Origin of the sequence: Anabaena azotica FACHB-119, assembly GCF_014697625.1 — a bacterium.
Classification (GTDB): Bacteria; Cyanobacteriota; Cyanobacteriia; order Cyanobacteriales; family Nostocaceae; genus Trichormus; species Trichormus azoticus_A.
In genome coordinates this window covers 19,197-42,730 of record NZ_JACJSG010000042.1, presented here as the reverse complement: position 1 = coordinate 42,730, position 23,534 = coordinate 19,197, and the positions used below count along the sequence as shown (strand labels likewise).

Annotated in this window: 24 protein-coding genes; 23 read left to right on the top strand and 1 reads right to left on the bottom strand. The window is 36.6% G+C overall.

What is annotated here, in order from left to right; all coding sequences use genetic code 11:
* Positions 1 to 2 precede the first annotated feature (2 nt).
* From H6G83_RS25505 to H6G83_RS25485, 5 genes are all read left to right on the top strand, one after another.
* The gene (locus H6G83_RS25505) at positions 3 to 575 is read left to right on the top strand and encodes a hypothetical protein (protein ID WP_190477182.1); all 573 of its coding nucleotides are present in this window, start codon (positions 3 to 5) and stop codon (positions 573 to 575) included.
* Between the two features lie 10 nt (positions 576 to 585).
* Positions 586 to 2,601: a tRNA-guanine transglycosylase DpdA gene (gene dpdA / locus H6G83_RS36295; RefSeq protein ID WP_199328596.1), complete on the top strand. Its 2,016-nt coding sequence runs from the start codon at positions 586 to 588 to the stop codon at positions 2,599 to 2,601.
* Between the two features lie 183 nt (positions 2,602 to 2,784).
* Positions 2,785 to 3,084 carry a hypothetical protein gene (locus H6G83_RS25495; RefSeq protein ID WP_190477180.1) on the top strand — a complete coding sequence of 100 codons (300 nt, stop codon included), beginning with the start codon at positions 2,785 to 2,787 and terminating at the stop codon, positions 3,082 to 3,084.
* A gap of 80 nt (positions 3,085 to 3,164) precedes the next feature.
* Positions 3,165 to 3,824, top strand: a complete 660-nt coding sequence (locus H6G83_RS25490; protein WP_190477178.1) for a DNA-methyltransferase — start codon at positions 3,165 to 3,167, stop codon at positions 3,822 to 3,824.
* 81 nt (positions 3,825 to 3,905) lie between these two features.
* A complete protein-coding gene (locus tag H6G83_RS25485) occupies positions 3,906 to 5,447 on the top strand; it encodes a winged helix-turn-helix transcriptional regulator (RefSeq protein ID WP_206759004.1) in 1,542 nt (513 codons plus the stop codon).
* An 87-nt stretch (positions 5,448 to 5,534) separates the two neighbouring features.
* On the opposite strand, the gene H6G83_RS25480 is transcribed toward H6G83_RS25485, so the two are convergent.
* On the bottom strand, positions 5,535 to 5,753 hold the full coding sequence (locus tag H6G83_RS25480) for a hypothetical protein (RefSeq protein ID WP_190477174.1): 219 nt from the start codon (positions 5,751 to 5,753) through the stop codon (positions 5,535 to 5,537).
* A gap of 171 nt (positions 5,754 to 5,924) precedes the next feature.
* Between H6G83_RS25480 and H6G83_RS25475 the strand changes: the two genes are divergently transcribed.
* From H6G83_RS25475 to H6G83_RS25390, 18 genes are all read left to right on the top strand, one after another.
* Complete coding sequence (locus tag H6G83_RS25475) at positions 5,925 to 6,233, top strand: hypothetical protein (protein WP_190477173.1); 309 nt, start codon at positions 5,925 to 5,927, stop codon at positions 6,231 to 6,233.
* A gap of 5 nt (positions 6,234 to 6,238) precedes the next feature.
* A complete protein-coding gene (locus tag H6G83_RS25470) occupies positions 6,239 to 6,622 on the top strand; it encodes an ASCH domain-containing protein (protein ID WP_190477171.1) in 384 nt (127 codons plus the stop codon).
* Positions 6,623 to 6,664: 42 nt separating this feature from the next.
* Positions 6,665 to 8,062 carry a DNA cytosine methyltransferase gene (locus H6G83_RS25465; protein ID WP_190477169.1) on the top strand — a complete coding sequence of 466 codons (1,398 nt, stop codon included), beginning with the start codon at positions 6,665 to 6,667 and terminating at the stop codon, positions 8,060 to 8,062.
* Between the two features lie 29 nt (positions 8,063 to 8,091).
* Positions 8,092 to 8,601 (top strand): DUF1392 family protein, encoded by a 510-nt coding sequence (locus H6G83_RS25460; RefSeq protein WP_190477167.1) that lies wholly within the window; start codon positions 8,092 to 8,094, stop codon positions 8,599 to 8,601.
* A complete protein-coding gene (locus H6G83_RS25455) occupies positions 8,602 to 9,207 on the top strand; it encodes a DUF488 family protein, N3 subclade (RefSeq protein WP_190477165.1) in 606 nt (201 codons plus the stop codon).
* A gap of 43 nt (positions 9,208 to 9,250) precedes the next feature.
* Positions 9,251 to 9,697 carry a hypothetical protein gene (locus H6G83_RS25450; RefSeq protein ID WP_190477164.1) on the top strand — a complete coding sequence of 149 codons (447 nt, stop codon included), beginning with the start codon at positions 9,251 to 9,253 and terminating at the stop codon, positions 9,695 to 9,697.
* A gap of 24 nt (positions 9,698 to 9,721) precedes the next feature.
* Positions 9,722 to 9,976 (top strand): hypothetical protein, encoded by a 255-nt coding sequence (locus H6G83_RS25445; RefSeq protein ID WP_190477162.1) that lies wholly within the window; start codon positions 9,722 to 9,724, stop codon positions 9,974 to 9,976.
* Positions 9,977 to 10,220: 244 nt separating this feature from the next.
* Entirely contained in the window at positions 10,221 to 10,592 is a 372-nt protein-coding gene (locus H6G83_RS25440; RefSeq protein ID WP_190477160.1) for a response regulator, read from the top strand.
* 933 nt (positions 10,593 to 11,525) lie between these two features.
* Complete coding sequence (locus tag H6G83_RS25435) at positions 11,526 to 14,585, top strand: helicase HerA domain-containing protein (protein WP_190477158.1); 3,060 nt, start codon at positions 11,526 to 11,528, stop codon at positions 14,583 to 14,585.
* A gap of 3 nt (positions 14,586 to 14,588) precedes the next feature.
* Complete coding sequence (locus H6G83_RS25430) at positions 14,589 to 15,143, top strand: hypothetical protein (protein ID WP_190477150.1); 555 nt, start codon at positions 14,589 to 14,591, stop codon at positions 15,141 to 15,143.
* 100 nt (positions 15,144 to 15,243) lie between these two features.
* On the top strand, positions 15,244 to 15,834 hold the full coding sequence (locus H6G83_RS35530) for a hypothetical protein (RefSeq protein WP_242044803.1): 591 nt from the start codon (positions 15,244 to 15,246) through the stop codon (positions 15,832 to 15,834).
* Positions 15,831 to 16,871, top strand: a complete 1,041-nt coding sequence (locus H6G83_RS25420) for a type IV secretion system protein (RefSeq protein WP_190477147.1) — start codon at positions 15,831 to 15,833, stop codon at positions 16,869 to 16,871. The genes H6G83_RS35530 and H6G83_RS25420 overlap by 4 nt, the downstream gene beginning before the upstream one ends.
* Positions 16,868 to 17,587 (top strand): hypothetical protein, encoded by a 720-nt coding sequence (locus H6G83_RS25415; protein ID WP_190477145.1) that lies wholly within the window; start codon positions 16,868 to 16,870, stop codon positions 17,585 to 17,587. The genes H6G83_RS25420 and H6G83_RS25415 overlap by 4 nt, the downstream gene beginning before the upstream one ends.
* Before the next feature lie 2 nt (positions 17,588 to 17,589).
* Positions 17,590 to 19,104, top strand: coding sequence for a TrbI/VirB10 family protein (locus tag H6G83_RS25410; protein WP_190477143.1), 1,515 nt, complete (start codon positions 17,590 to 17,592; stop codon positions 19,102 to 19,104).
* On the top strand, positions 19,101 to 20,033 hold the full coding sequence (locus tag H6G83_RS25405) for a hypothetical protein (RefSeq protein ID WP_190477141.1): 933 nt from the start codon (positions 19,101 to 19,103) through the stop codon (positions 20,031 to 20,033). The genes H6G83_RS25410 and H6G83_RS25405 overlap by 4 nt, the downstream gene beginning before the upstream one ends.
* A complete protein-coding gene (locus tag H6G83_RS25400) occupies positions 20,033 to 21,217 on the top strand; it encodes a hypothetical protein (protein WP_242044802.1) in 1,185 nt (394 codons plus the stop codon). Before H6G83_RS25405 ends, H6G83_RS25400 begins: the two co-directional genes overlap by 1 nt.
* A 60-nt stretch (positions 21,218 to 21,277) precedes the next feature.
* A complete protein-coding gene (locus H6G83_RS25395) occupies positions 21,278 to 23,125 on the top strand; it encodes a type IV secretory system conjugative DNA transfer family protein (RefSeq protein ID WP_190477137.1) in 1,848 nt (615 codons plus the stop codon).
* Complete coding sequence (locus tag H6G83_RS25390) at positions 23,122 to 23,529, top strand: hypothetical protein (RefSeq protein ID WP_190477135.1); 408 nt, start codon at positions 23,122 to 23,124, stop codon at positions 23,527 to 23,529. The genes H6G83_RS25395 and H6G83_RS25390 overlap by 4 nt, the downstream gene beginning before the upstream one ends.
* The last annotated feature ends 5 nt before the right edge of the window (positions 23,530 to 23,534 follow it).

Sequence of the window (23,534 nt, the reverse complement as noted above, 5' to 3'; positions counted from 1 at the left end):
ACATGAATAAACTTAGTAATTTGCAACAACAAAGAAGCATAAGTCTGTTGCTAATGATAGCAGGTATTGGAATATTGTTGTTTACTAGTATGTCTGGTTATGATAGCATTAATAAAAATAGTTTAAGCCAATTTATACTTATTATTTTTTCGGGGATTTTCTCAAGTCTTGTTACTATTTTTATATTGAAATTCAAGCATAGACAAGAAATAAAAAAATTAGAACAAAAATATAGTCAATTAGAAAATACTATAAACTTTAATTTTAGTACAAATGGAGTGCAAATATATTCCTCATCAGTAGTTGTAATTAACTATGATGGAAGTTGTAATCATTGCCCTACAGTTAGTGCTATTGGTAAATATTCTTCTTGTGAAGATTATTTAAAAAATGGAGTGATTCGTTATTTAGAAGAGGAATCGTTAGCTATTACTCCTAGTGCTAGTAAAGTATTAGTCAGTATTGTAGAAGGAAAAATCTCACATAACGGATTAATTGAAAAAACCGGAGGGCTAGATAAAATTTTGTATGTGTATTTTTATATAGGGTCTAGAAAACTAATAGAGTTTAATTAGGAGAATAATTGTGATTCGTACATTAATAATTACTTCGTGTACTGGAGAAAAAAGGCATCAAGTTAGTAACCAATTAACAATAAATGATTTTAAAGAACCATCTAAAATTAATGACCGTTCAGAAGAATTATCACAATTTCGCCAGCCAGCAGCGCAAATGTACACAGGCTTACAGCATTTAAAGGTAATGGACGCTGTAAATACATTTAGGCTATCTCTTGGGCAAGATGCCGTATCGCTGAAAATAATTTCAGCAGGATATGGTTTAATTTCAGAGAACAAAGAAATCGTTCCTTATTCAGTCACTTTCAATACTATGAAAAGTGCTGAAATAGATTCATGGTCAAGCTTTTTAAAATTGCATGATGATTTTCAAGCAGCTATTAGTGAATATGATTTAGTTTTTGTTTTATTAGGAGATAAATATTTAAGAGCTTTGAATCTGCCTGTACAAACAAGACCAAATCAAACTTTAATATTTCTATGCTCTAATCAAAGTACAAAATTTATAGACCCTGGTAAAGCGAAGTATTATGTATTGCCATTATCAAATAGTGATGCCTCTCGCTTTGGTTGTGCTTTGGTAGGGTTGAAAGGTAAGTTATTAGAAAAAATTTCTAATGAAGTTGCAAAAAGAAAGGGTGTACTAGAAGAAATATATCACGAACCTGCTATGGTTTCGGAGATATTTAAACCAAAACAAAAACAACTGGAATTGTTTGTAATAGAGTCGGATATCTCTGAGGAAAAGCAAATTAAACTGAAAAAAAGCAATGACCTTGAAAAAATTCTATTGTTACCAGCAGCAGTAAATCAACATTTAAAAATGGAATACTTTATTCCAGACTGGGATGATAAAGTTGATGAATTTTACGATTTTATAAATGATAAATTCAGTCCTAATCGCAAAACTCAAAATGATATATATGCCCATGAATTATATTCAGAACCTACTTATGATGGGATTTTGGTATCTAAGACTGTTATGGACAAGTCTAAATACAAAATTGCCCATATCCAAAATTTAGGAGGCATTCACAAATATCTAAGATTCCCTGGTAAAGTTATGGGTGATTGTGGGGCATTTGGATATATAAAACTTCAAAACCCACCTTACACTACTGGAGAAATCTTAGACTATTATGAAAAGCTAGGATTTGACTATGGAGTGAGTATCGATCACCTTATAGTCGGGCCGTTTAAGGAACCGGGAATTAGAGAACATCGATATGAATTAACTCTCAGCAATGCAGAAGATTTCATCACCAAACACAATAATTTAGGCTATAATTTCACTCCTATTGGAGTCGCGCAAGGATGGAACGCGGAAAGCTATGGTAACGCTGCTAAATCCTTGATTGAGATGGGTTATCAGTATATAGCAGTAGGGGGAGTTGCTATGTCCCCGACCATAGAGATTTTAGAAATTTTACAAGAGGTCTACAAACATTTAAAACCTGATACTAAACTGCATCTATTTGGAGTAGGGCGTATTGATGCACTACCTTACTTCCGCCATTTAGGGGTAACAAGCTTCGATTCGTCTAGCCCCTTACGTAAAGCATGGCTAGATGCAAAAGATAACTATCATTTGGATGGGAAAGCCTATGCAGCCGTCCGTATCCCATATGTGGATAAACCTTCTTCTACTATCAACCATTTACTATCTGAAGGTAAGTGCGATCGCGTAAAGCTTAAGGAGCTTGAACAGAGAGCATTGGAAGTTATTCGTAACTACGATTCAGGCATTGTGTCACTAGAAGATGCCCTTAGTAGTTTGATGGATTATGATGAAGTGCTACAAATTGCTCGTAATGGTAAAAAACAATCCAGAAATCGGGAACTTTATAAAGAATTATTAGAAGTAAAACCTTGGCAAAGATGCGAATGTGAAATATGTAGAAAATACGGAGTAGAGATAAGTATTTTTAGGGGTAGTGACCGCAACAGAAGGCGAGGATTTCACAATACTTACATTTTTTATAAGAGATTTCAACAGTTTCTTGCAAGTAAAGGTTTTGAATAAGGTGTATTTATGAGGCCATCTAAGCAATTCTTGGTAGTAGATATTTGCTTCTCATTTACGTTGTTATTTTTAGGAGGTATAAATTTAGGAAATGAAAACTATTTGCTTTCTTTACTGTTAATATTGCCGTCTATAATATTGTTAGTCAGTATCTATAAAAGGATTAAAAAAGGGGTCTAAAATATGTTGCTTCTCATTAAAGTTCCAATTAAAGAAAACTGGACAGAAGAAATTCAAGAAATAATTGCGCCTGTAGTTGCTTATCAAGAAAATCATGCTTTTAAAATTTGGCATTTTCATAATTTTCCTATTTCTTTAAAGAATCATAACAATTACCCTTTAATTGCTAGTCTTACAAAAACTAGAAGTGGTGAATTTATTTTGTTCATTAAAATAGTTGATGGAGGAGAGGAAAATATAGGCTTCACTCAATTTAGAAATATTGAAGTGAAAGAAGTTGACAATTTTACGTCAATTTATTGAAGCATATTAAATCGTATTTACCGTTATGTATTTGCTGTGTACACAGCAAATCAGCAAAATCTAGCAAAGTTTATTTAGTTATGAAGCCATACTATCAAGATGAGTACGTTGTTTTATACAACGATGATTGTAGGAACGTATTACCTAACCTTAAAGGAAGTTATTTTGGCTGGACTGATCCACCATATAACACTAATAAAAACTACGGGGTATGGAATGACAATTTACCAAATTATGAATACTTAATATTCTGCGATTACTGGATATCTCAGTATAAGTCATTATGTAGTGAGATATGCGTTTTTGCTCCTCATAAATATTTCTTAGATTATTGGCAGATGTTAGGCAGAGAATATAAGCCAATAATCCTAACATGGAGTCCAGAAGGGGCTATTAGAAATGGATTTATAAACCAGTATGCTGGACTTTTAACAAATGCCAAGCCCAAGAAACGAACAAAAGATGTCTGGCATAATTTACAACTACCGGGGCTGGGGTGGTTTTTCAAAGAAGAGAAGTACGGGCATCCTGGTTATACTTCTCAGCATTTGACAAATCAAGTTCTATTAAATTTAGCTGAGGAATCAACAGTAATACTTGATCCGTTTGCTGGTACTGGGACTACGCTGAAATGTGCGAAAGATTTTAATAGAAAAGCAATTGGCATTGAAATCAGTGAACAGTATTGTGAGATAGCTGCTAAACGCCTATCTCAGCAAGTTCTACCACTATTTCAATAAAAATATCTCAGAGTAATTGTTATAAACAGGGTGCAGAAAATAGTGATTGTAAACATTTGAATTAATTCATTGGTGATTAAAATGATGATTTTCCCCTTTACTCCTAGCCAAACTTCCGAAGAAGCATTAGAAAATATTTTCGTGCAACATCAAGAATTAGTGATTTATTTAATTCAAAGTATTCGTAATAGTGCTTTGACAGAATCAAGACAATATCACTTATTAATTGGCAGAAATGGAATAGGGAAATCTCACCTCATCTCTCTCATATATAATCGCCTCCGCAGCATGGAGGATTTACAAGGCTTGTTGATAGCTAGGCTTAAGGAAGAAGAATTTGGTATCAATTCCTTTCTTGATTTATTGATACGGATTATTAAGGCTTTAGATGAATCCTTACAGAATCAAAGGCTGGCAGACTTATATAAGATGCCAGTAGAACAAGCTCAAGCAAATGCCCTGCAAATACTAAGGGAGGCGGCAGGGGGGCGGAAAATTGCTCTTATTGTAGAAAACTTACAAGAGGTCTTTGCTGGTTTGGGTGCGGAAGGACAATCACAGCTTCGTAGCTTTCTGGATGAGGGTACTTGCTGCACGATATTGGCAACCTCTCAAAGCTTATTCAGTAATGTCACTAGCCACAAATCAGCATTCTACGGTTTTTTCAGTGTAAGGACTCTACCCGAACTGACAACAGAAGAAGCAGCACACCTACTAGCTAATATTGCCAACTTAGAACAAAAAACAGAGTTAGAGGATTTTATCAAAACATCCAATGGGCGCGATCGCATCCGGGTAATTCACTATTTATTAGGCGGTATTCCGCGCTTTTATGTCGTCCTGTCAAGGTTCATTGATAATTATCAATCTCTAGACGAGCTAGAAGAACCATTACTGGCAATGGTTGACGCTGTAACGCCATACTGTAGCGTAAAAATGCAGTGGCTATCACGCCAGCAAAGAAAAATAGTGGAAATCTTAGCTGATTATGGATATGCGCTATCAGTAAAGGAAATTGCACAAAGATGTTTTACCTCTCACCAAACAGTGTCTAGCCAGTTAAAAGATTTAAGAGAGATTAACTTTGTGGTTTCAGAAGCGATAGGGCGAGAGTCATTTTACGAACTGAAAGATCCCGTTATAGGATTCTGGCTAAATTTAAGAAGAGGACAAAGTAAACGCATAGGATTATTAATACATTTTTTGAAAATCTGGTTTGATGAGGAGAAATTAATTGATCAATCAACAACGTCAATAAACGAAGCATCTTTACGTTGTCGGATTGTATTTGGTAACTATAGTGAAGAAAATGCCTGGAGAAGCGCAGTTAGAAACCTAATAGAGTTTTTCAGTATTAGCAATTCCGTAACATTATTATCACAAGGATTAGTAAGAACTATCCCTATTATCATGAGTGGTAATGTTACCAATGAATTAGCTCAATTGTGGCTAAATATCTGGCAAGATTCAGTTGGGTTAGATGACAACTTTTTCATTGCCTTGGAAATGTTACATATTGCAATTCAATACAAACTGGCGAATGGCGATCGCAGGATATTATTAAGACTTCCTATCAGCGAACGTTATTTGTTAAAAAGCTTGTTACTTATAAGCAATAATTAGTTTCTAATTTGGCAAAGCCAAAGTTTTCGTAATCTATGAAATTGTAAAAACTTTGGCTAACAGATAAAAAAATAGTGAACAACAAGATTATTCATTAGATAGAAATGACTGTAATTGCTCAATCAATTGTACTGCTTGAGCTTTTGTAATCGCAATATCAACAGATAGTTCTTCTTCTACGTTTATTTTTTTGTGTGCTTCCCCAGTAGCCGCAAAGCAAACCATACAAAGATATTGATCATATCCGTTCCTACCAGTTAAATCACCAACTAGAATATTGCTTGAGGGATTGGCTTTAAATGACATATTTAGGGCTTGATATTTTACAAATAACTATTATAATCCACTTGTACATAGATTGCAGGTGGTTTAGTATAAAGAAATAAAAGGTTTTGTACTTTAATAACAGGATTTATCTATAGATAAATCCTGTTTTGCATGATAAAATCGAAATGTAACGCACTTATGGGCATAACGATGAATAAAGTAATAACTACAGAACTCCCAACAAGAGAAGAATTAATCGCATTATGCCAAAGGGCAATTGTTAAAGAATCGAATTGGAGAAATAGAGATTCGTTTCTTTCACAGGAAAATATCGGGCGTTGCTGGGCGCTCTTGCAAGCTGACTGCCAATATGAAATTGTAGAAAATAGCCGGACATGGGATTTAGAGTTTGAGGTTAGGGGATTCCAGTATTTTGAAATTGGAGAAATAGAAATAGTTTCAGGTTATATACCCAAACAAGAATTATTGGATGCTAAATCAGGAAACGATTGGTATTAATAAATATGAAGGCGTTGTCTGTTCGTCGCCCTTGGTCATGGGCAATAATTTATGCCAACAAAGATATTGAAAACAGAGATTGGCCTATTCATTACCGGGGCGATATTCTCATCCATGCGGGATTAAAATGCACCAAAAAAGAGTATGTATTGGCTAAAGAATTTTGTCAAAGACTCGGCGTTATCGTACCACCCCTAGAACTGCTTAGTTGCGGTGAAATTATTGGTGTGGTTAGAGTTGTTGGTTGTTTATACTCCACAACTGCCTCTGGTTGGGGGATGCCCGAACAATATCACTGGAAATTGGAAAATCCTCGTGCCATTACCCCTATTCCCTACACCGGGCAACTGGGGCTTTTCAATGTTCCTGATGAATTAATTAGTGCTTGAGTGAAACTCTCATAGTTGGTTGCTGTTGCAGGGTGTTTAGTTATGGCAAAGTCATCTTCAATACACGAAAAATTCTTAGAGGATGACTCCAAAGCGTTAAATCTTCAAGGAAGGGGCTGTCTTTATCAGTATACCGAAACTAAAAAGCTACTCGATGGCTCAATAGTTGTTTATCCGCGCGTTATTGGAGAGCGTGATCCCAATAATCCAAAGCATTGGCGCTGGGGGTTTAATTGGGAGCAGAAAGTTAATGGAGTTTGGAAAGGGCGCAGTATTGGCTCTATCCCGAATGGCGCAATATCAATGATTCGTGAGATGCAGCTTCAAGGAGCTAGTAGGGATGAAATTATAAGCTTTATTAAACGAGCAAAAGCCAAAAAAACAAATCTTAAACCAAAATTACCCACCCATGCACCGACAGCCGTAGTTTTGTTTGCTGGGGGTGGTGGTCTTGACGCTGGAATGGTGGATGCTGGCATTCGCATAGAGGTTGCTGTTGAATATGACCCAACGAAACCAGAGTTGAGTCGGGCGATCGCTCAAGCACACCACCATAATTTCAGTGAGTACGGCTGTAAAATCATCCAATTAACAGTACAAGAGGTCGCAAAAGAAGGATTCATCGGATTTCCACAAAGACCCGACTATCTTCATGCGTCGCCAGTCTGCTCTAATTTTAGTCAAGCTCATACTGCAAAAGCAGGTATTGGCTTGGAATCACCAGATGACCTGACAGCAGCGCAAGCTGTAGCCCTTGCTATTCAACAATTACGCCCAAGGGTTTTTACTCTTGAAAATGTCCCACGATACCAAGATAGTCAAAGCTTCGCCATTATCCTCTTCACATTGGAATCATTGGGGTACAAAGTCAATTACAGCGTGGTCAATATGGCTGATTACGCTCTACCCCAGGCGCGGAAACGTCTAGTGCTTGTGGCCTGTGAAGATTTGGCACTGACACTACCACCTACATCTAAAAAAATTGGATGGTATGAAGCGATTGGTCATCTCATCGCCACGATGAATGACTCCTATTTATTAGCCAAACAAAAACAAGCTCTAGAGATATTTTTAGCAACAAATGAACCAACACCGCTTTTGATTGAAAGAGTTGGGGTGCGGGGGCTGCCAAAATTAAAGCCGGGGGCTGAACCAGCCAATACTATACTGCGATCGCAATTCACAGATCACAAAGGTGGCAACCGTAACCTATTCGCTGATATTTGGCTTCCTGATGGAACTGTCAAGTCTCTATCTATCGAAGGAGCAGCAGCTTTGCAAGGATTTCCCCCTTGGTATCAACTCCCAAAGGAAGCTGCTGTAGCAGGTTCCATAATTGGATATTCAGTACCCCCTTCTTTTGCTTATCAATTATTCACGGATATACAAAAGCAGTTAAGAAATCACGATTTATCAAGAAATTTACTACACCAATCATAGAAATCAAAACATTAAAACTGGAGTGGTTTATGTATTATCAGAGTAACATTAGTTTTTTAGAAACTTGCTGGTATCTATCCCCTCCTTGGGGGTCAGAAATTCCCCAAGCGAAAGTCAACATATTTGAAAAAGTGTATATGTCAATAGCTTCTAAGATGGAAGAAATTGGTTATTGCTGTGGCTTCGAGTGCGATAATGGGTCTTTGAGGTATTTGGTTGTTAGCGATGTAGGTATTGTTCCTCTAATGCCAGAGGAAGTTATTTCTTCAGGGGAATTGAAAAGGCTGAATATTGAGAAACCTAAATTTAAGTTAGGTCAAGTCGTTGAATATAAATTTGCATCAGAAATATCAAAAATACGCATTATCCAGGGATTACTATTTATTAATAATTCGTATTTTTACCAAGTAGAAGTACGTTCTCCTCAACTGCCTTATTTACAATTTCCTGATGAAGAATCTTGTGTATTTCCTAAATCTTCCAAGAAAAATCTTAGTACGACTTCGTGGGCTGCATCTGAGGATTTAAAGGAGTTGTAAATGATTTACACATCATATTACGGTAGTAAGAAAGCTATAGGTCGAAAAATTTCTATTTCTCTCTATCCCCCTAATGGATGGGAAGGAGAACACCTAACATTGTTTGCGCCTACACCAAATTTGTTGAAATGGTGGAAGTCTTCAGCCAAGGATAAGGAAGCTGAGGAAGAATATAAAAGTAAGTTCAGAGAAATTCTTCATTCTCGGAAAGTTTTGATAAAAGCTTGGATTGAAGCTCAAAAAGAAAGTCCCACAGACATGACTTTCTTCTGCTTTGAAGCAAAAGGATTATGTCATCGTCATCAGGTAGGAGAGGAAATAATACTAAAATATTTACCAGAAATGTGGGGTGGCGAGATTAGCATTGCTCCTGAGTATAGAGTTCCCGCTACCTATCCTAGAGAAATTATGCAGATGATTCAGAGATGCCATCAAACAGGGCATCAGGTAATATGCGATCGCATCCCTTGCGGGTATTATCAAATATCTCTAAATGGGCAACACTTGGGGGTTTGGTCGGAATTAGGTACTAAGCAAATTCTTTCTCAGTTAAATCATGATTTCTATCAGAAGCGTATAATTGCTACGACAGCAGCCAACCAATGAAATCAAACGAATGTAAACTTCAATAAAATTAAAGTAATTGAAAATGAGCAATAATAACTTCGTTTGTTTATATATTAAAACTTTTAGAGGATGGAGTTTTCAAGGTTTTTACAAATATCGTGCATATGCTATGAAGACTACTAGGCTTTTAGAAGCCAATGGCAAGGAGGTAAAACTTGTTCAATTTTGCTATGATGGAGAGTACACTTTTTACAGAACATCTGAAAGAAATAATAGATACTCTATGAAGAGACATTTTATTTATAAACTATTACAAACCTCAGCAATAGTTTCTGCTATTAGCGTGGTTTCTTTACAAGCAATATTGTTTGCAAGATTTAGTGAAAAACACAACATTAGTCGTGAATTTCAATTTCAAAATCAAAATTATGTTTTGTTACGGCAAATGTGGATAGGCGTTGCAGTTTTTGGAATAAGTACATTAATCGGAGGACATTATTTTGGTTCTAATCGAAGAATTGATAATTAAATGTTACTAAAAGGAAATGTTTGTATGAAACAAGAATACTTAACAGAAGATTATCCATATCCAATCGAAGTATTGGATGACATGACTCAACTAGTACAAAGAATAAGATTTAAACTTTATAAGAAAAAATGTTCTTTTGGAGAAGCTTGCCAAGTGGCAGCAATAGTTTTAAGAAAAGCTATTAGCAAAGAAATAGATTTGGAAAGTTTAAAATCAATGCTTCCAAGTTTCTTAGAGAATGTAAGGATGAGTAACAAATTTTGTGAGTTGGAGGACTAAGATAGTTAATTGCAAATACTGGGACGGTGTGTGGTTGTCGCTACTAGCTTGCTTTTATATAGTCAGTTTGTAACCAAAAGTATTTTATTGAATTGCGTGTCATTGGCATTAGACGCAGAGTTTGTGTTTCATTGCTGAAGACACGCTTTAAAATTAGTGGTTAGGGTCGCAAGTGGCGATCGCTTGCTTCAAAGCACAACAATCAGCAAAGCAGTACAATATTTTTATTTTGAAGTAACTAATAATGATAAAAATTTTAATAATTGAAGATCATGAAGATATTCGCACCAACATTAAAGAAATCCTGGTTGCGGAAAATTTTGAAATTGTGGACACAAATGACGGAGAGGCTGGGATTGAATTAATACAAAGAGAAATTCCAGATTTGATTATTTGCGATGTCACCCTGCCTAAACTAAACGGATATCAAGTAGTATCGTGGGCGCGTGCAAACCCAGCGACTGAAGCAATTCCTTTTATTTTCATGACGGGGAAAGGTTCTCAAGACGATATTCTTCAGGCCAGAGAATTAGGAGCGAATGATTATTTGATTAAGCCATTCACGAGAGCAGAATTACTAAAGGCAATTACGAGCAGGCTAGAGAAAAGAGAGTAAACATATTGTGTTTTATAAGTTTCTGCTTCCTGAGCCGACTTCCTTAAGTAGATAATTGCAGATATACGTCACTTTCAACTGATATCTGCTTACTAAAACAATTGCAGATATACGTCACTTTCAACTGATATCTGCAATTGTAAGTAATCCAACTGAGAGGTACATAAATAAATCTAATGGTTCAGGGGTAAACCATTGCTAGACATAAATGATACTGCTTAAAAAGTAAGAAAAATTAAGTATAAATTCTGATAACAACTATCGAAAGTCATAAAATATATGTAATTTTCAGCAAAAATTACTAGTTTGTGAAGAAATGTATCTTTTATGACTTTTTGCTATTTCGATTAATTTATGTTATTTATACTTAAGTTCTTGTTAAAAACGTAAAGAACGCTTAAAGTTTCAAGACAAAAGTAATTTCGAGTAAAACCAATCTACTTGGTCAAATTATGCTAATAAAAACATCTTTTTCGTTCTACCGATTACTGTATAAATATCGGTGGCAGATAGTTTCTGTTGTTTGCAGTTTGTTAATAGTTTTACGCCCTACTCCGGCAAAAGCAAATATATTCACAACTGCAAGAAACGCCATGACCTGCATGATAACCAAAGCATCATCAGGGGGTGAGATCAGTACAACAGTTTTGAATAATTTGCCAGTCTTTTTGTTTACAGGACTAACTGTAATTTTATTCGGATATTTTTGCTTTAGTGTTTATCAAGGTGTGGCGGCATACGGAAGAGGTGAAGAGGTGTCAAATGTCATACAGCAGCCGATATTTACTTTCATTTCCGTAATAATAATTGTGCTGTTCCAGTCTCTTCTTTTCGGTTCGGATCTATGCACTTAAGTTAAGAAATTAAATCGCACACTTTCCATATTCTCTATATGAGGATATGGAAGTTAATATATGCAAGGATAAGCTGAGTATGAGTGGTGAAGCAAAAAAAATCAATCAAAGCTTAGGTGAAAGTCCAAAGTTTGGCCCATTCACAGGGAGACAATTTGTAATTTTTGCCGGGGTCTTTTCTGTGATTTTTGGCATTCTTTATCTTATTCTTGGTATAAACGTTTTTTGGAGTTTGGGATTTACATTTTGGGCTAGTATGTCCGTGGCTCTATTATCAGGAGATAAGCCTCATATTTACTGGTCTAAACTGTATCCAATAGTTCCAAAATGGACAAGAGGATACCTAACTTATAAAACTCCTGAAAAGAAAGAAAAAATAGGAAATAAAAGGGTCAAATTAACTCGTTCTTCTAAACCAAAAATACTGAACCCGTTTGAAGATTTTTTAGATTTAACAACAATAGTTAGACTTAAAAAAGATTCTTATGTAATAGGAGGTTATTTATTAAGCAAAAAGAATTTAGGAGAAAGTAGTAATACTTTACAAGTTATATTTGGGTTTTCCTGTAATGGGATACACCCTGTCTTCGCGTCTGAAGGGGAAATCAAAGCAGCAGCAGAAAAATTTGAAAATGGCTGTAAGGAAATTCCTCAAGGGGAAAAAATAACCTTTAGGTGGAGTTCATTTTGTGATGATAGTGATGCTGAAGAATATTTAATGAACCGGATTAAGAATCCATATTCACCAGAATGTGAATTTTTAGATTGGGGCAGGCTTGCCCGAACTAAAAAATTAACTAAAGAAAAAGTAAGAAAAGATATACAATTAAATGTTTACATATCATTTACGATAAATTCAGAATTATTAGAAACTTCAGATCCAGTAGATAAATTTTTGGCTAAGTTAGCAGCTTTTGTTCAAAGGAGATTTACCGATTCAGGGAGCAGCCAACTAACCAAAAAGAAATTTACTCAAATTCTAACTAAAGCTCTAGAAGCCTCATTGAGATATAGGCAAATATTAATAGGAATGGGGCTAAATCCGCAAGTTAAAACAGATAAAGAATTGTGGCAAGAGCTTTGTAAAAATGTGGGTGGTATGGCTGTCATTCCGCCACATACTTTAGTTTTTGACACTCAAGAAGGACTTACAGAAGAAATAGATGAGAAAGCAGTATTTGATAAACCAGTTGAGGTTGTTAATCAAGCTCATTTAAGCTCAATAGTTCTTAATAATGGGGTTCCTTTTGCTGATAAACGTTGGGTGTGTCTGACAAAGGGAGATAAGAAAAAATTTGTAGCAGTGATGGTACTGACGCGCAAGCCAGAAATTTTTGCGTCTACTAAACATCAGATTAGATTTCTATGGGATATCTTCTCAAGGAATAACATCTACGATGTGGAAGTTATTACAGAATTTACTCCTGCTGACAGGGGCATAACCCGTGCAGCACAACAAATGATTACTAAACGCTCAAGAGCATTAGATTTAAACGTACAGCAGAAAAAATCAATAGATGTTTCTGCCCAGATCAATGTGGAGCGTTCAGTAGAAGCGCAAAGGCAACTCTATACAGGAGATGCGCCTTTGAACTTAAGTTTAGTAGTTTTAGTTTATAGAGATACACCAGAGGAATTAGATGATGCCTGCCGATTAATTTCTGGCTACATTGCTCAACCTACGGAACTTACCCGTGAAGCTGAATACGCTTGGTTGATCTGGCTGCAAACTTTATTGATTCGGCTGGAACCAATTTTGCTACGTCCATACAAGCGAACCATAACTTTCTTTGCCAGTGAAGTTTTAGGACTAACCAACTTAGTACAGAATACTAGAATTAATAATACTGGCTTTGAGCTTCTTGCAGATGAAGGCCAATCACCAATTAATATTGATTTGTCAAAAACTAAAAATATTTTAGTTTTAGGAACTACAGGTTCAGGGAAATCAGTCCTAGTATCTTCCATCCTTGCAGAATGTCAGGCTCAGGGAATGAGCGTCTTGATGATTGACCTTCCAAATGATGATGGTACAGGAACATTTGGCGACTACACGCCATATCATAATGGATTTTATTTTGACATTTCTAGAGAATCTAATAATCTCGTTCAACCATTAGATTTATCAAAAATTCCCGAAGAAGAATGGGAAGAAAGAATCAAGGATCATAGAGACGATGTAAATTCAATTATCCTTCAGTTAGTATTAGGTTCTCAGCAACTAGATGGCTTTCTATCAAGTACAATTCAGTCTTTAATTCCATTGGGAACGAAAGCATTTTATGACGACCCTGATATTAAAAGGCGATTTGCAGAAGCCAGAGCAGGAGGCTTAGGGTCTAGTGCTTGGGCTAATACACCAACACTAGTGGACATGGATAAATTCTTTAGTGAAGAATATATAAAATTAGGATATGAAGATGAGAATGTTGAAAAAGCATTAAACTACATAAAATTGCGTTTTCAATATTGGCAGAATAGTACAATCGGAGATGCAATCTGTAAGCCATCAACTTTTGATGCAGATGGTAAATTAATAACTTTTGCGCTGACAAATTTAAGGTCTAGTAGTGATGCAGAAATATTTGGTATGTCAGCTTATATAGCCGCATCTCGCCAATCCTTATCATCTGCAAATAGTGTCTTTTTTATGGATGAGGCAAGTGTTCTATTAGAATTTGCGTCACTGTCGGATTTAGTAGGTAGAAAATGTGCAACTGCTAGAAAAAGTGGATGCCGTGTCATGCTGGCTGCACAGGATATCAGTTCAATAGCTAAATCAAAGGCAGGAACTAAAATATTAGATAATATGCCCTGCCGATTAATTGGAAAAATAGTTAGAGGAGCAGCAAAAAATTATGTACAGCATATAGACATTCCTAAAGAAATTATTGAGCAAAACGAAGGCTTTGCGCCGAACCTACAGGAATTGTACACTTTATGGTTGCTAGACTATGAATACAAATATGTTAGGTGTAGATATTACCCATCATATGTAATGCTGGCACTTGTTGCTAACAATAGAGATGAACAAGCAGCCCGTGACAGATTTAAAAACAAATACTCAGATAAGTTTAAATGGGTATCTGAGTTTGCAAAATATTATTTAGAGTGCATTCAACAAAATAAACCTTTATAAACTATGAAAAAACTAGAAATTGCAACTGGGTTTGCACATTACAAAGTTTTACTAGCTATTTTAGGAGTTTTAGTAAGTGGATTCTCATTTGAAGTTTGGAAGTGGAATAAAGAACGAAATGAGAAAGAAATTGCTGAAAGAGAAAAGCAGTGTCAACAAAGGTTAGACAGTGCTAATAAATATGTTCAAGGAGATAGATTTTTAAAAGCAGCCTATTATGCTGCAAAGTCACTAGATACCGTTGATATTAAACTTAATAAACCTAGAGAAGATAATTTTAAAGTGGGGAAAGAATATGTATTAATATATGATAGACCAATAAATTTAATACCTGATAATCCCAGGTATGAAGGTAAGCTTTTTGAAACTTTATCAAGAATGCCTGAGAAATACCCTCCTCAGCCATTGTTGGTATCTGGAAATAAATTTTTAGGAGACAAGATAGAAGTAATTTCAGTTTGTTCTCCAATTCCTTTTTTAGTACCTACTACTTACTTGTATGAAATCAACCAGAAGTTGGATATTACCCCCTATTTATCTCCGTTTAGCAGTTTTTAGTTTTGCTGTAGGATTCAGCATATTTTTTAATTTACGAGCTAATGCACAACTTTCTTTTTTGGAGCAAGTTCAGCAAATTGTAACTAGCCTCCAGGGATACATGAACGAATATAAAGAAGAATTTAGCAAACAGTGGGAAGGACTAAATTCAGATATTAAAGCCGCAATTGACTCAACCGTTGGAGATTTAGGGATACCTGATCCTTTAGAATCAGGCAAAAAAATCAGGGGAATAGTTGAAGGGAGGGAAGTAGATTTAGTGCAAACTAGCTCCCAAGCACAAGGGAGAGATGCACAGAGGAGTTGGAATCAATCTTATACATATAGCCTATCTCAGTCGGTTTTAGGTGGTGACGGACAAAAGACACAAGCAAGAGAAATTGAAGTTGGAAATGATGCTGTCCAAACCTCATCTGATTTGTCAGATGAAGCACAAAATGATGTTATAACACAGGACATTTTGAAAAAAATGGCAGTTCAAAATGTTCAGTCTGTATCATTACAAAAGTTATTGCAAAGTGAAGAGCAAAAACAAACCAGACTTATGGCAGCAGCAGGAATTAACTTAAGTGATATGTCCTCTCGACTAGATGAGCAGTCCAGAAGAGAACAAGCACAAAGTAATAGTAGTGCGGTTCAAATCCTCAATACTGCTGCTTTTGCTGATGCTTTTTGGGAAAAAAGGCCATGATTAATTTTTATTCCTTATTGACAGTCACAGGCGATACTAATGCAGAAGATATTGTAGAGGGAGCTATTAACGGTTCAAGGTTGGTAGTTTCCTCGTTTAATCAAGATTGGCAAGATTTAGCTACTGGACAAAGTGAAGCTTATAAAGCAGTAGTATCTGTTTCAGCATTAGTTGCAGTAGTTTTAGTAGCTTTTTGGTCTGTAGGATGGGCATCAAAATTATCTGAAGAGGGATTGAATCATGAAATAATTAATGAAATAGTTTACCCATTAATAGTGTGCCTGATGCTAACAATTAATAATGGAGAATTACTTGCAAATACTTCACTAGCATTTAGAAATATAGCAGTTAATCTTAATGACAGGGTATTGAGCATAACGCGGAATGGCGTTACTTTGAGGGATGCCATTAGAACTACAAATATGGATCAAGCATTCTCAATAGCCGTGCAAAATCAGCTACAACAATGCGAGTCCGAACCGGAAAGCGGAGTAAACGACCAGGGAGATCAAATCAATCCTAGAGAGAGATGTAGAGAAGAAAAAATTAATCAGGCCAAGCAAGCTGCTCAAGAATACAAACAAAAGAATGGGCTATCCTCTTATTCAAATAGCTGGAATCCTGTAGAAATAGCTGGACAAGCTATTAATTCAGCCGTCCAAGCTCTTTCATGGATTATCTTTAGTGGTTTGCAAGCAGCTTTTCAGTATGTGGTGCAAGTGGCTTTTTTATTAAATGCTTATACTGCACCTATATTTTTAGCTCTTTCGCTTTTTCCATTTGGATCTAAGCCGATTTACGCATGGATAGCTGGGTGGGTAGCGCTCACTTTAGTGCTGATATGCTACTCAATTTTGTGTGGCATAGCTGCAAGCTCAATCGTAAATTCTAGCAATAGCAATCCGTTATTTTTGCAATTGGTGCAGGCAATCTTATCGCCAATTTTAGCAGTAGCTATGGGGGCTGGAGGGGGAATGTCGGTGTTCTCTGTTTTTTCTAGTAGTGCTAGATTAGTTGCTGGGAGGATATTTGGATGAGGGTACTAGACAAGAAAGAAATAAACCTTACCCCACTTCTATCAATAGGGCAGACAATAATACTGATACTAATATTTTTTATAAGCCTAGCTAATTCAGGTAGATTAGGTAAAATTTCTAGTACAAAACCAACTCTAGTTGAATTACAAGATGGTACTTCTATCAGAGCAATTCCAATTGGAGAAAAAGAGCGTTCTAATGCCGCAATTATGAATTTTGTGGGTAGAACAATGATGAATTTAATGAGTTGGAATGCCGTTCCCAAGGTATCAGAAGAAACCGATCCAAGAAAGATAAAACTAGATAATGGTGTCCCCGTTGGTACTGGCGATAAAAAGTTAACTACTAATGCCTGGGAAGCTGGATTTGCGTTATCAGAAGATTTCCGAGCCAGCTTTTTAAGAGAAATAGCTAGCTTAACTCCTACTGATGTTTTCAGGGGAGATACCCAGTCGGCTTTGTTAGTTAGACACATCTCTGAACCAGAAAAGATTTCTGAAGGTAATTGGAGAATTAAACTCGTATCTACAATAGTTTTTTTTCAAAAGAAAGACGAGTCTGGTAAAGGTATCTCATTTAATAAAGATATTTATATTAGGGCGGTAGATACTCCTCCTCTACCAAATAATCCTTCTAGGCAGCTTATAGCTGCATATAATGCTAGAAAAGCAGGAATGGAGATTTATAAAATTCAAGATTTGGATTTAGGAAGGTAATTATGTCAAATACTTTAGTTAATAAAGATAAAGAGCAAAAAAATGAAGGGCGAAGTAGTGAATTTGCTCAAATGAATGGGCTGGAAATAAATGAATTAAAAGTGGATTCAAATACTGATATTAATATTTCACCTTCACCCCAAGAGGAAATACAAGTAGAAGAAGTTGTAACAACTCGTCCGGTGGCAGGGCATCCCTTGTTAAAAGGAATGACAGTATCAGGTGGGGTATTGATATTAGTTATAGTATTTGGGTCAATGATTGGTGGTCTTTCATCATCTATATCTAATCCGACTCAACAACCTGTTGCTGATAAAAGTAAGGAGGAAACTAATTTAAAGGAAGAAGATGATAAAGGGGAACTTAAAACAGCGATCGCAATTACATCTCAGAAGGGGGAATTGGCAGCGATCGCAAACAGGAAGAGTAGCAGCAGCCCTACACCATCAGTTTCACCTTCTCCGGCCCAAACACAGGCTATACCTACAGCTACTCCTACTACAAGCCGCCCTATTACGGTGAGGAGAGAACCACCATCACGTACTTATCAGCCGACATCACCAAGGACTACAACAAACAACTATAATCCTCAACCTATACCTCAGCGTCAGCCTCAAATTCAACGTCAGCCTCAAATTCAAAGACAGACATTTGTTCCTAGAGCAGAACGTACAACTTTTTCTCCTCAATCTTTACCTTTCAATAGGGCAAATCAAAAAGACCCTATGCAGGAATGGCTAGCGGCCGGAAATGTGGGGAATTACTCTGCTGGAGATGGCGCTGTAAGTGATTATGAGCAATCCAATTTAAAAAATGCTCAAGTGGAAGGTGGGACAGGAAATTTTAAGAATGTTAATCAAACGACAACACCAAACTATGAAGGTAAAAGGGTTCTTGTAGGCACTCGTGCATCTGGTGTACTAGAAACCCCAATAGCATGGGTAGGGAGTGTTCAAGGACAAGGACAACCGCAGACATCTTTAATTAGGTTGTCACAACCCCTGAAAGGATTTGACGGGCAAGAAGTTTTGCCGAAGGGTTCTTACATTGTTGCCAATTTTAGCCCAAATAATTCAGAAGTTGTGCAGATGACGGCAGTGGCAGCTTTGGTTATTAATCTTGAGGGTAAGACTCAGGAAAAACCGATAACACCAAATTCGATTTTGGTGTTGGGTAGAAACGGTACTTTATTAAAAGCCCAATCACGCAGAGGTGGTAGTGGATTAGGAAATTCTTTAATGGCATCACTACTATCTGGATTATCAAGGGCATCTGAAATTCAAAATCGTAGTAATTCTCAAATCACAGTTAGCAACGGAACAACAGTAACAAGTACCAGCAACGAAAACAGAAACGTCTTGGCTGGGTTCACTGAAGGAAGTATAAATGAAATTTTGAGCAGAATGAAAAATTCAAATGAAAGACAAATTCAAAACGTACAGCAGCAACAGCAAGTATTTGTTCTTGATGCAAACACAGAAGTACAAATTTTTGTAAATAAGACTACTATGATATGAAGATTTTAGGAGCTTTACTAAGTGCGGTAATTATACTCGATGCAAATGATACACTTGCATTGCCAGCAGCCAGAAATGTATCTTCTCAAGATGCACAAGCAACAACAGGTAGAGGAATAGACTTAAAAGTTTGGCAAGGTTACGGACTAACTATAAGTTTTATTCCGGTAGGGGAAACTATTAAGCAAGTTTGGCTTGGCGACCCTTCTAGATTCGCTCTAAGCTCCAATGGCAGTTTATGCCAGCAAGGTTCTAACAATCAAGAAACCTGTGGAGTTGGGGGAGCTACTGTACTTTTTATCAGGCAAATAAAGCCAATAAGTTTCCCTTCGCTGACTAACAGCAAGGATGGTAGCACTGTCATTACTATACTAACGTCTAGTGGAGAGGGACAAGGACAAAAACATTATCAATTCAAACTAACTCCGGCTACAGGAAATCCGCAGTATACATCATTAATCATTCATCCTTCTGATTCTAAACCTAGAACAATTTTAGTTGATAGTCCTATTAGAAATGTTCCTAAATTGGCACAGGTTAGGACACAGGAAAAACCTAGTAATAATGAAAATCCTCAACCTACTTCGGAACCAGAAAAACTGAATAATTCAACAAATTCTCAGAGTAATTCAAGTAACAATGAATTACCCAAAGAAAATAATTTGCAGGTTGAAACTAAGAAAAATACTATACAATCCAGCAGTTTACAAGTAGGAACTGTATTAAAAAGAAATGATGCTAATGCGGTTGCTTATGGGCTAGGTGTGGCACTCAACAGGGGGATAATAAAGCCGCAATCGAAAGAATGGAATAAAGCACAAGATGCTATCCGCTTGCTTAGAAGGGGAAAAAATAGGACTGATGCTGTAAGGCTATCAGGAATTAGCCAAGAGCTTTTTAATAAATTAGTTGAATGGGGGCAAAACTGATGCTTCTGAAAAAAATAATTTTATCAGCTTTTTTGACTGCTGCTATATCCTTATGCCCAGGATTATCATTAGCAGAAGTTCCAACAGTTACATACAATTCTGGAAAATTTCAATTAAAATCACCTGATTGGTCGAGAATATCTTGGTCTAATTTAGATGCTGTCCAAGAAGGTGGATTTATTAATGTATCCTCAGATATTGTAAGACAATTAGGATACAACCCCTCACGCTCTTGGAATGCTGGGCAAACTATAGATTCTATTATCATGCTAGGAGACGTAGACGAAGCATTTGAGCAAAGCAAATTTACTTTGAATAGGATATCTGCAATAACTAACATTTCTACTAAGGAATTAACATTAGACAAATTTGGGTTAATGAAGTGGCAAGATTTAGGTTCTTTAAGTAGGGCTGTCCCTAACTTAAGAAATGTTAATATTAGTAGAATAAAACCAGTACAAGATTTATTACAAAGAAACGGAATAAATGCGGGTGGCACATTAGGACAAGTGCTATCTTCTTATAATGAAGCTAGTAATCTGTCTTTGGGAGATTTAGACTTATCAAAATATTCAATAAATTCAATTCCTAGATTGGGAGAAACGCAAATCGGCAGGTTTCAAAATTGGCAGCAGACTTTGATTAAAGAAATACCTGGATTAAACAAAGTTCCCTTTGATAAAATGCCAATACCAATTGATTCAGGCTTAAATGTTGTGGGGATAGCATCTGTAGTTTTAGGTGAATCGGAGCGTGGAGATTCTAGAGCTAGGGATAATTATTTTGTTTCTGGAAAAATAAATCGTTCAAATGAAACAGTAATAGTTCCTTGTGAAGTAGGTAAAGAATGTTCTTATTTAGAATTAGGAGATGTAGCTGGTTCTCAGGGACTTTACGGTAAAAGGTGGGCTTCTGGTTCTTCACAGCAAGTAGATGGTGGGTTTGGAATATTGCAGGCTGTAAACGGAGGGAAAGAACCCACGGGAAGGCTTGTTTATGGCCCAGCTTTTAAAGTTGTGCTGACAGGGGTAAATGAGGCTACAGGTACGGCTAATTTTGGTATATTTTTTAGAGTTTGTATTAGATTTTTCTGGGGTGGAAGGTCTTGTACTCCGTACTTTATTGGGCCTGTCCCTTGGATTCCAGTTAAAGAGAATAATTTAGTTATTCTTGGAGGCAATTGAAGAAAATAGCTGATTTAGGATTTATAAGTAGATATTAAATAATTTTAGAAGTCAAATTTTATGAAACAAGAGACAAGAAGAAATGTTAATAATAACAAATTAGTTGACATATCAACTGATGCTTCTGTATCTCAGTCTTCAAAATCTCAGACTTCAAATGTTGACCAACTGCTACCAAAGGAATTTCAGGATACTCTATTTTCACCAATGGGTTTCGGGTTGATTGCAAGTATTGCAGTATTAATAATAGCTAAGGTAGTAGACGGAAGAGGAAAAAACAACAAACTGGCAAGAGCAAGATGGGCAGGAGCTAGAGAGAGAAATGTAGCCCGGAAAATTGCTTGTAAGCAAATTAAGGAACGCAGACATAATAGGGTAGCTCTGTACATAGGAACTCCTAAAGGCGCTACCTTTGAAGTAGTGGGCAATAGAAGAATTACAAACCTGCCAGAAGATAAAACCAGACTATACTTACCAGACGCGCAAAGAGGTATTTTTATTAGCGGCGGGCCTGGCTCTGGAAAGACCTTTTCAGTAAATAATCCTTTGGTGCGATCTGGCATAGAGCAGGGAAAACCAATTATTCTCTATGATTTCAAATACGCGCATCAGGAATCAGAAAATTCTCCAGCCAAGGGACAAGCAGCTAAGTTAGCCGGATATGCAGCAATGCACGGCTACGAAGTAACGGTATTGGCTCCTGGATTTGAAGAATCTTGCATTGCAAACCCTCTTGACTTTATCAAAGATGAGAGTGACGCAGAAATGGCAAGGCAGCTATCAATCGTTCTGAACCGTAATTTTAAATTGTCCGGTGGCGATTCTTCAGATAGCAGCTTTTTTGCTAATGCAGGTGATCAACTGGCACAGGCTATTTTCCAATTAGCAAAACTTACTAGGTATCCCGATATCATGATGTGCAGTACGATTCTGGGCCTACCTAATCTTATAGAGAGGATTCAAAGGGCAGATTTAAATTATTGGGTTAAAGTTGCATTTAGCCAATTTTTATCGGTGGCTGGCAGTCCTGAAACGGCAGCTAGTATCGTGGGTACTACAAGCGGCACGTTCAGCAGATTTATGACTCCATCATCACTATCAGCGTTTTACGGCAAAACAAACATACCCTTAGATTTAAAGGGTAGAAAGATGGTGGTTTTTGGGATGAACAAAGAGAAGCGTGATGTTATTGGGCCTTTGCTAGTTTCAATACTTCACCTTCTCGTAAGTAGAAATATTGCTGGTAAAAGAACAGATCCCTTACTTTTGTCATTGGACGAAGTTCCGACAATATACTTGCCAGCAATCGTTGACTGGTTGAACCAGAACAGAGAGGACGGACTTGTTTGTATATTGGGACTGCAAAATTTGTCACAGCTTGAAAAAGCTTACTCTCCAGAAATTACAAGTGCCATATTCGGCGGCTGTGCTACTAAATTTTTCTTCAATCCACAAGATGATACTGCGGCCAAGCGATTTAGCGAATTTTTAGGTAAAGAGCAAATTGGCCATAGAGAGCGATCGCGCAGTAGTGGGGGGAAAGGAGGATCAAGTACATCAATATCGGAACAGAACAGTACAAGGGATTTATTTGAGCCAAATCAGTTTAATACTTTAGGGGAAGGTAGGGCTGTAATTATTAGTCCGGGATTCGCCAACCGAAAGGAAATTTCGCTGCCACTGTTAGAGAAAATCAATATTCCAAAAGCTGATATTGATTTGGAAGCAAAAAGTGTTGCTGAATGGTACAAATTACAACAACGTTTAATTCAAAATTCAGTTTTAAAACAGCCAACAGAAAAGGAGTTAAGGGATAGACTATTAGAGGCAGAAAGAATATTGCCTTTAAATCCAGAAAAAAAAGATGCAGTTAAGGATAAATTGAAAAAAATAGGAGCAAAAAAATGAATAATTCTACCAACAATTTTAATGAATATGAACTAGGATTATTGAGCAAGTTGCCATTAGATATTGTAGCTCTTGCTGGAAAGTATCGAACAGATATTTTAAATGCAGCAGAATTTTGTGATGAGCCGCCTTTTGAAAATGGTTACGTACCAGAGTTGATAGAAATTTATTATGGGGACGCAGAAAGCTCCCATGTATTTGTCAAAGACGGCATTTTGCAAGAGTACAACTTAATCGATTTAGATTCTAATAGTAAATCTATATCGGTTCAAATTGATAGCCAATGGGCTTACATCGAAATTGAAGGGCAGGTAATTCTTGATAGACTTGGTGGAGTAAAACTACCAGAAGTCATTGTTAATCCTGCTGCTTTAACTAAATCTGCATTACAAGTTCAGGAGTAAATAAA

Coding starts and splice junctions, on each gene's coding strand:
- H6G83_RS25490 (WP_190477178.1), top strand. CDS start 3,165: ATGAAGCCATACTATCAAGATGAGTACGTTGTTTTATACAACGATGAT.
- H6G83_RS25415 (WP_190477145.1), top strand. CDS start 16,868: ATGAGGGTACTAGACAAGAAAGAAATAAACCTTACCCCACTTCTATCA.
- H6G83_RS25395 (WP_190477137.1), top strand. CDS start 21,278: ATGAAACAAGAGACAAGAAGAAATGTTAATAATAACAAATTAGTTGAC.
- H6G83_RS25390 (WP_190477135.1), top strand. CDS start 23,122: ATGAATAATTCTACCAACAATTTTAATGAATATGAACTAGGATTATTG.
- H6G83_RS25505 (WP_190477182.1), top strand. CDS start 3: ATGAATAAACTTAGTAATTTGCAACAACAAAGAAGCATAAGTCTGTTG.
- H6G83_RS25450 (WP_190477164.1), top strand. CDS start 9,251: ATGAGCAATAATAACTTCGTTTGTTTATATATTAAAACTTTTAGAGGA.
- H6G83_RS25440 (WP_190477160.1), top strand. CDS start 10,221: ATGATAAAAATTTTAATAATTGAAGATCATGAAGATATTCGCACCAAC.
- H6G83_RS25465 (WP_190477169.1), top strand. CDS start 6,665: ATGGCAAAGTCATCTTCAATACACGAAAAATTCTTAGAGGATGACTCC.
- H6G83_RS25460 (WP_190477167.1), top strand. CDS start 8,092: ATGTATTATCAGAGTAACATTAGTTTTTTAGAAACTTGCTGGTATCTA.
- H6G83_RS25400 (WP_242044802.1), top strand. CDS start 20,033: ATGCTTCTGAAAAAAATAATTTTATCAGCTTTTTTGACTGCTGCTATA.
- H6G83_RS25455 (WP_190477165.1), top strand. CDS start 8,602: ATGATTTACACATCATATTACGGTAGTAAGAAAGCTATAGGTCGAAAA.
- H6G83_RS25495 (WP_190477180.1), top strand. CDS start 2,785: ATGTTGCTTCTCATTAAAGTTCCAATTAAAGAAAACTGGACAGAAGAA.
- H6G83_RS25405 (WP_190477141.1), top strand. CDS start 19,101: ATGAAGATTTTAGGAGCTTTACTAAGTGCGGTAATTATACTCGATGCA.
- H6G83_RS25435 (WP_190477158.1), top strand. CDS start 11,526: ATGAGTGGTGAAGCAAAAAAAATCAATCAAAGCTTAGGTGAAAGTCCA.
- H6G83_RS25420 (WP_190477147.1), top strand. CDS start 15,831: ATGATTAATTTTTATTCCTTATTGACAGTCACAGGCGATACTAATGCA.
- H6G83_RS25475 (WP_190477173.1), top strand. CDS start 5,925: ATGAATAAAGTAATAACTACAGAACTCCCAACAAGAGAAGAATTAATC.
- H6G83_RS25485 (WP_206759004.1), top strand. CDS start 3,906: ATGATGATTTTCCCCTTTACTCCTAGCCAAACTTCCGAAGAAGCATTA.
- H6G83_RS25410 (WP_190477143.1), top strand. CDS start 17,590: ATGTCAAATACTTTAGTTAATAAAGATAAAGAGCAAAAAAATGAAGGG.
- H6G83_RS25480 (WP_190477174.1), bottom strand. CDS start 5,753: ATGTCATTTAAAGCCAATCCCTCAAGCAATATTCTAGTTGGTGATTTA.
- H6G83_RS25430 (WP_190477150.1), top strand. CDS start 14,589: ATGAAAAAACTAGAAATTGCAACTGGGTTTGCACATTACAAAGTTTTA.
- H6G83_RS35530 (WP_242044803.1), top strand. CDS start 15,244: ATGAACGAATATAAAGAAGAATTTAGCAAACAGTGGGAAGGACTAAAT.
- H6G83_RS25445 (WP_190477162.1), top strand. CDS start 9,722: ATGAAACAAGAATACTTAACAGAAGATTATCCATATCCAATCGAAGTA.
- H6G83_RS25470 (WP_190477171.1), top strand. CDS start 6,239: ATGAAGGCGTTGTCTGTTCGTCGCCCTTGGTCATGGGCAATAATTTAT.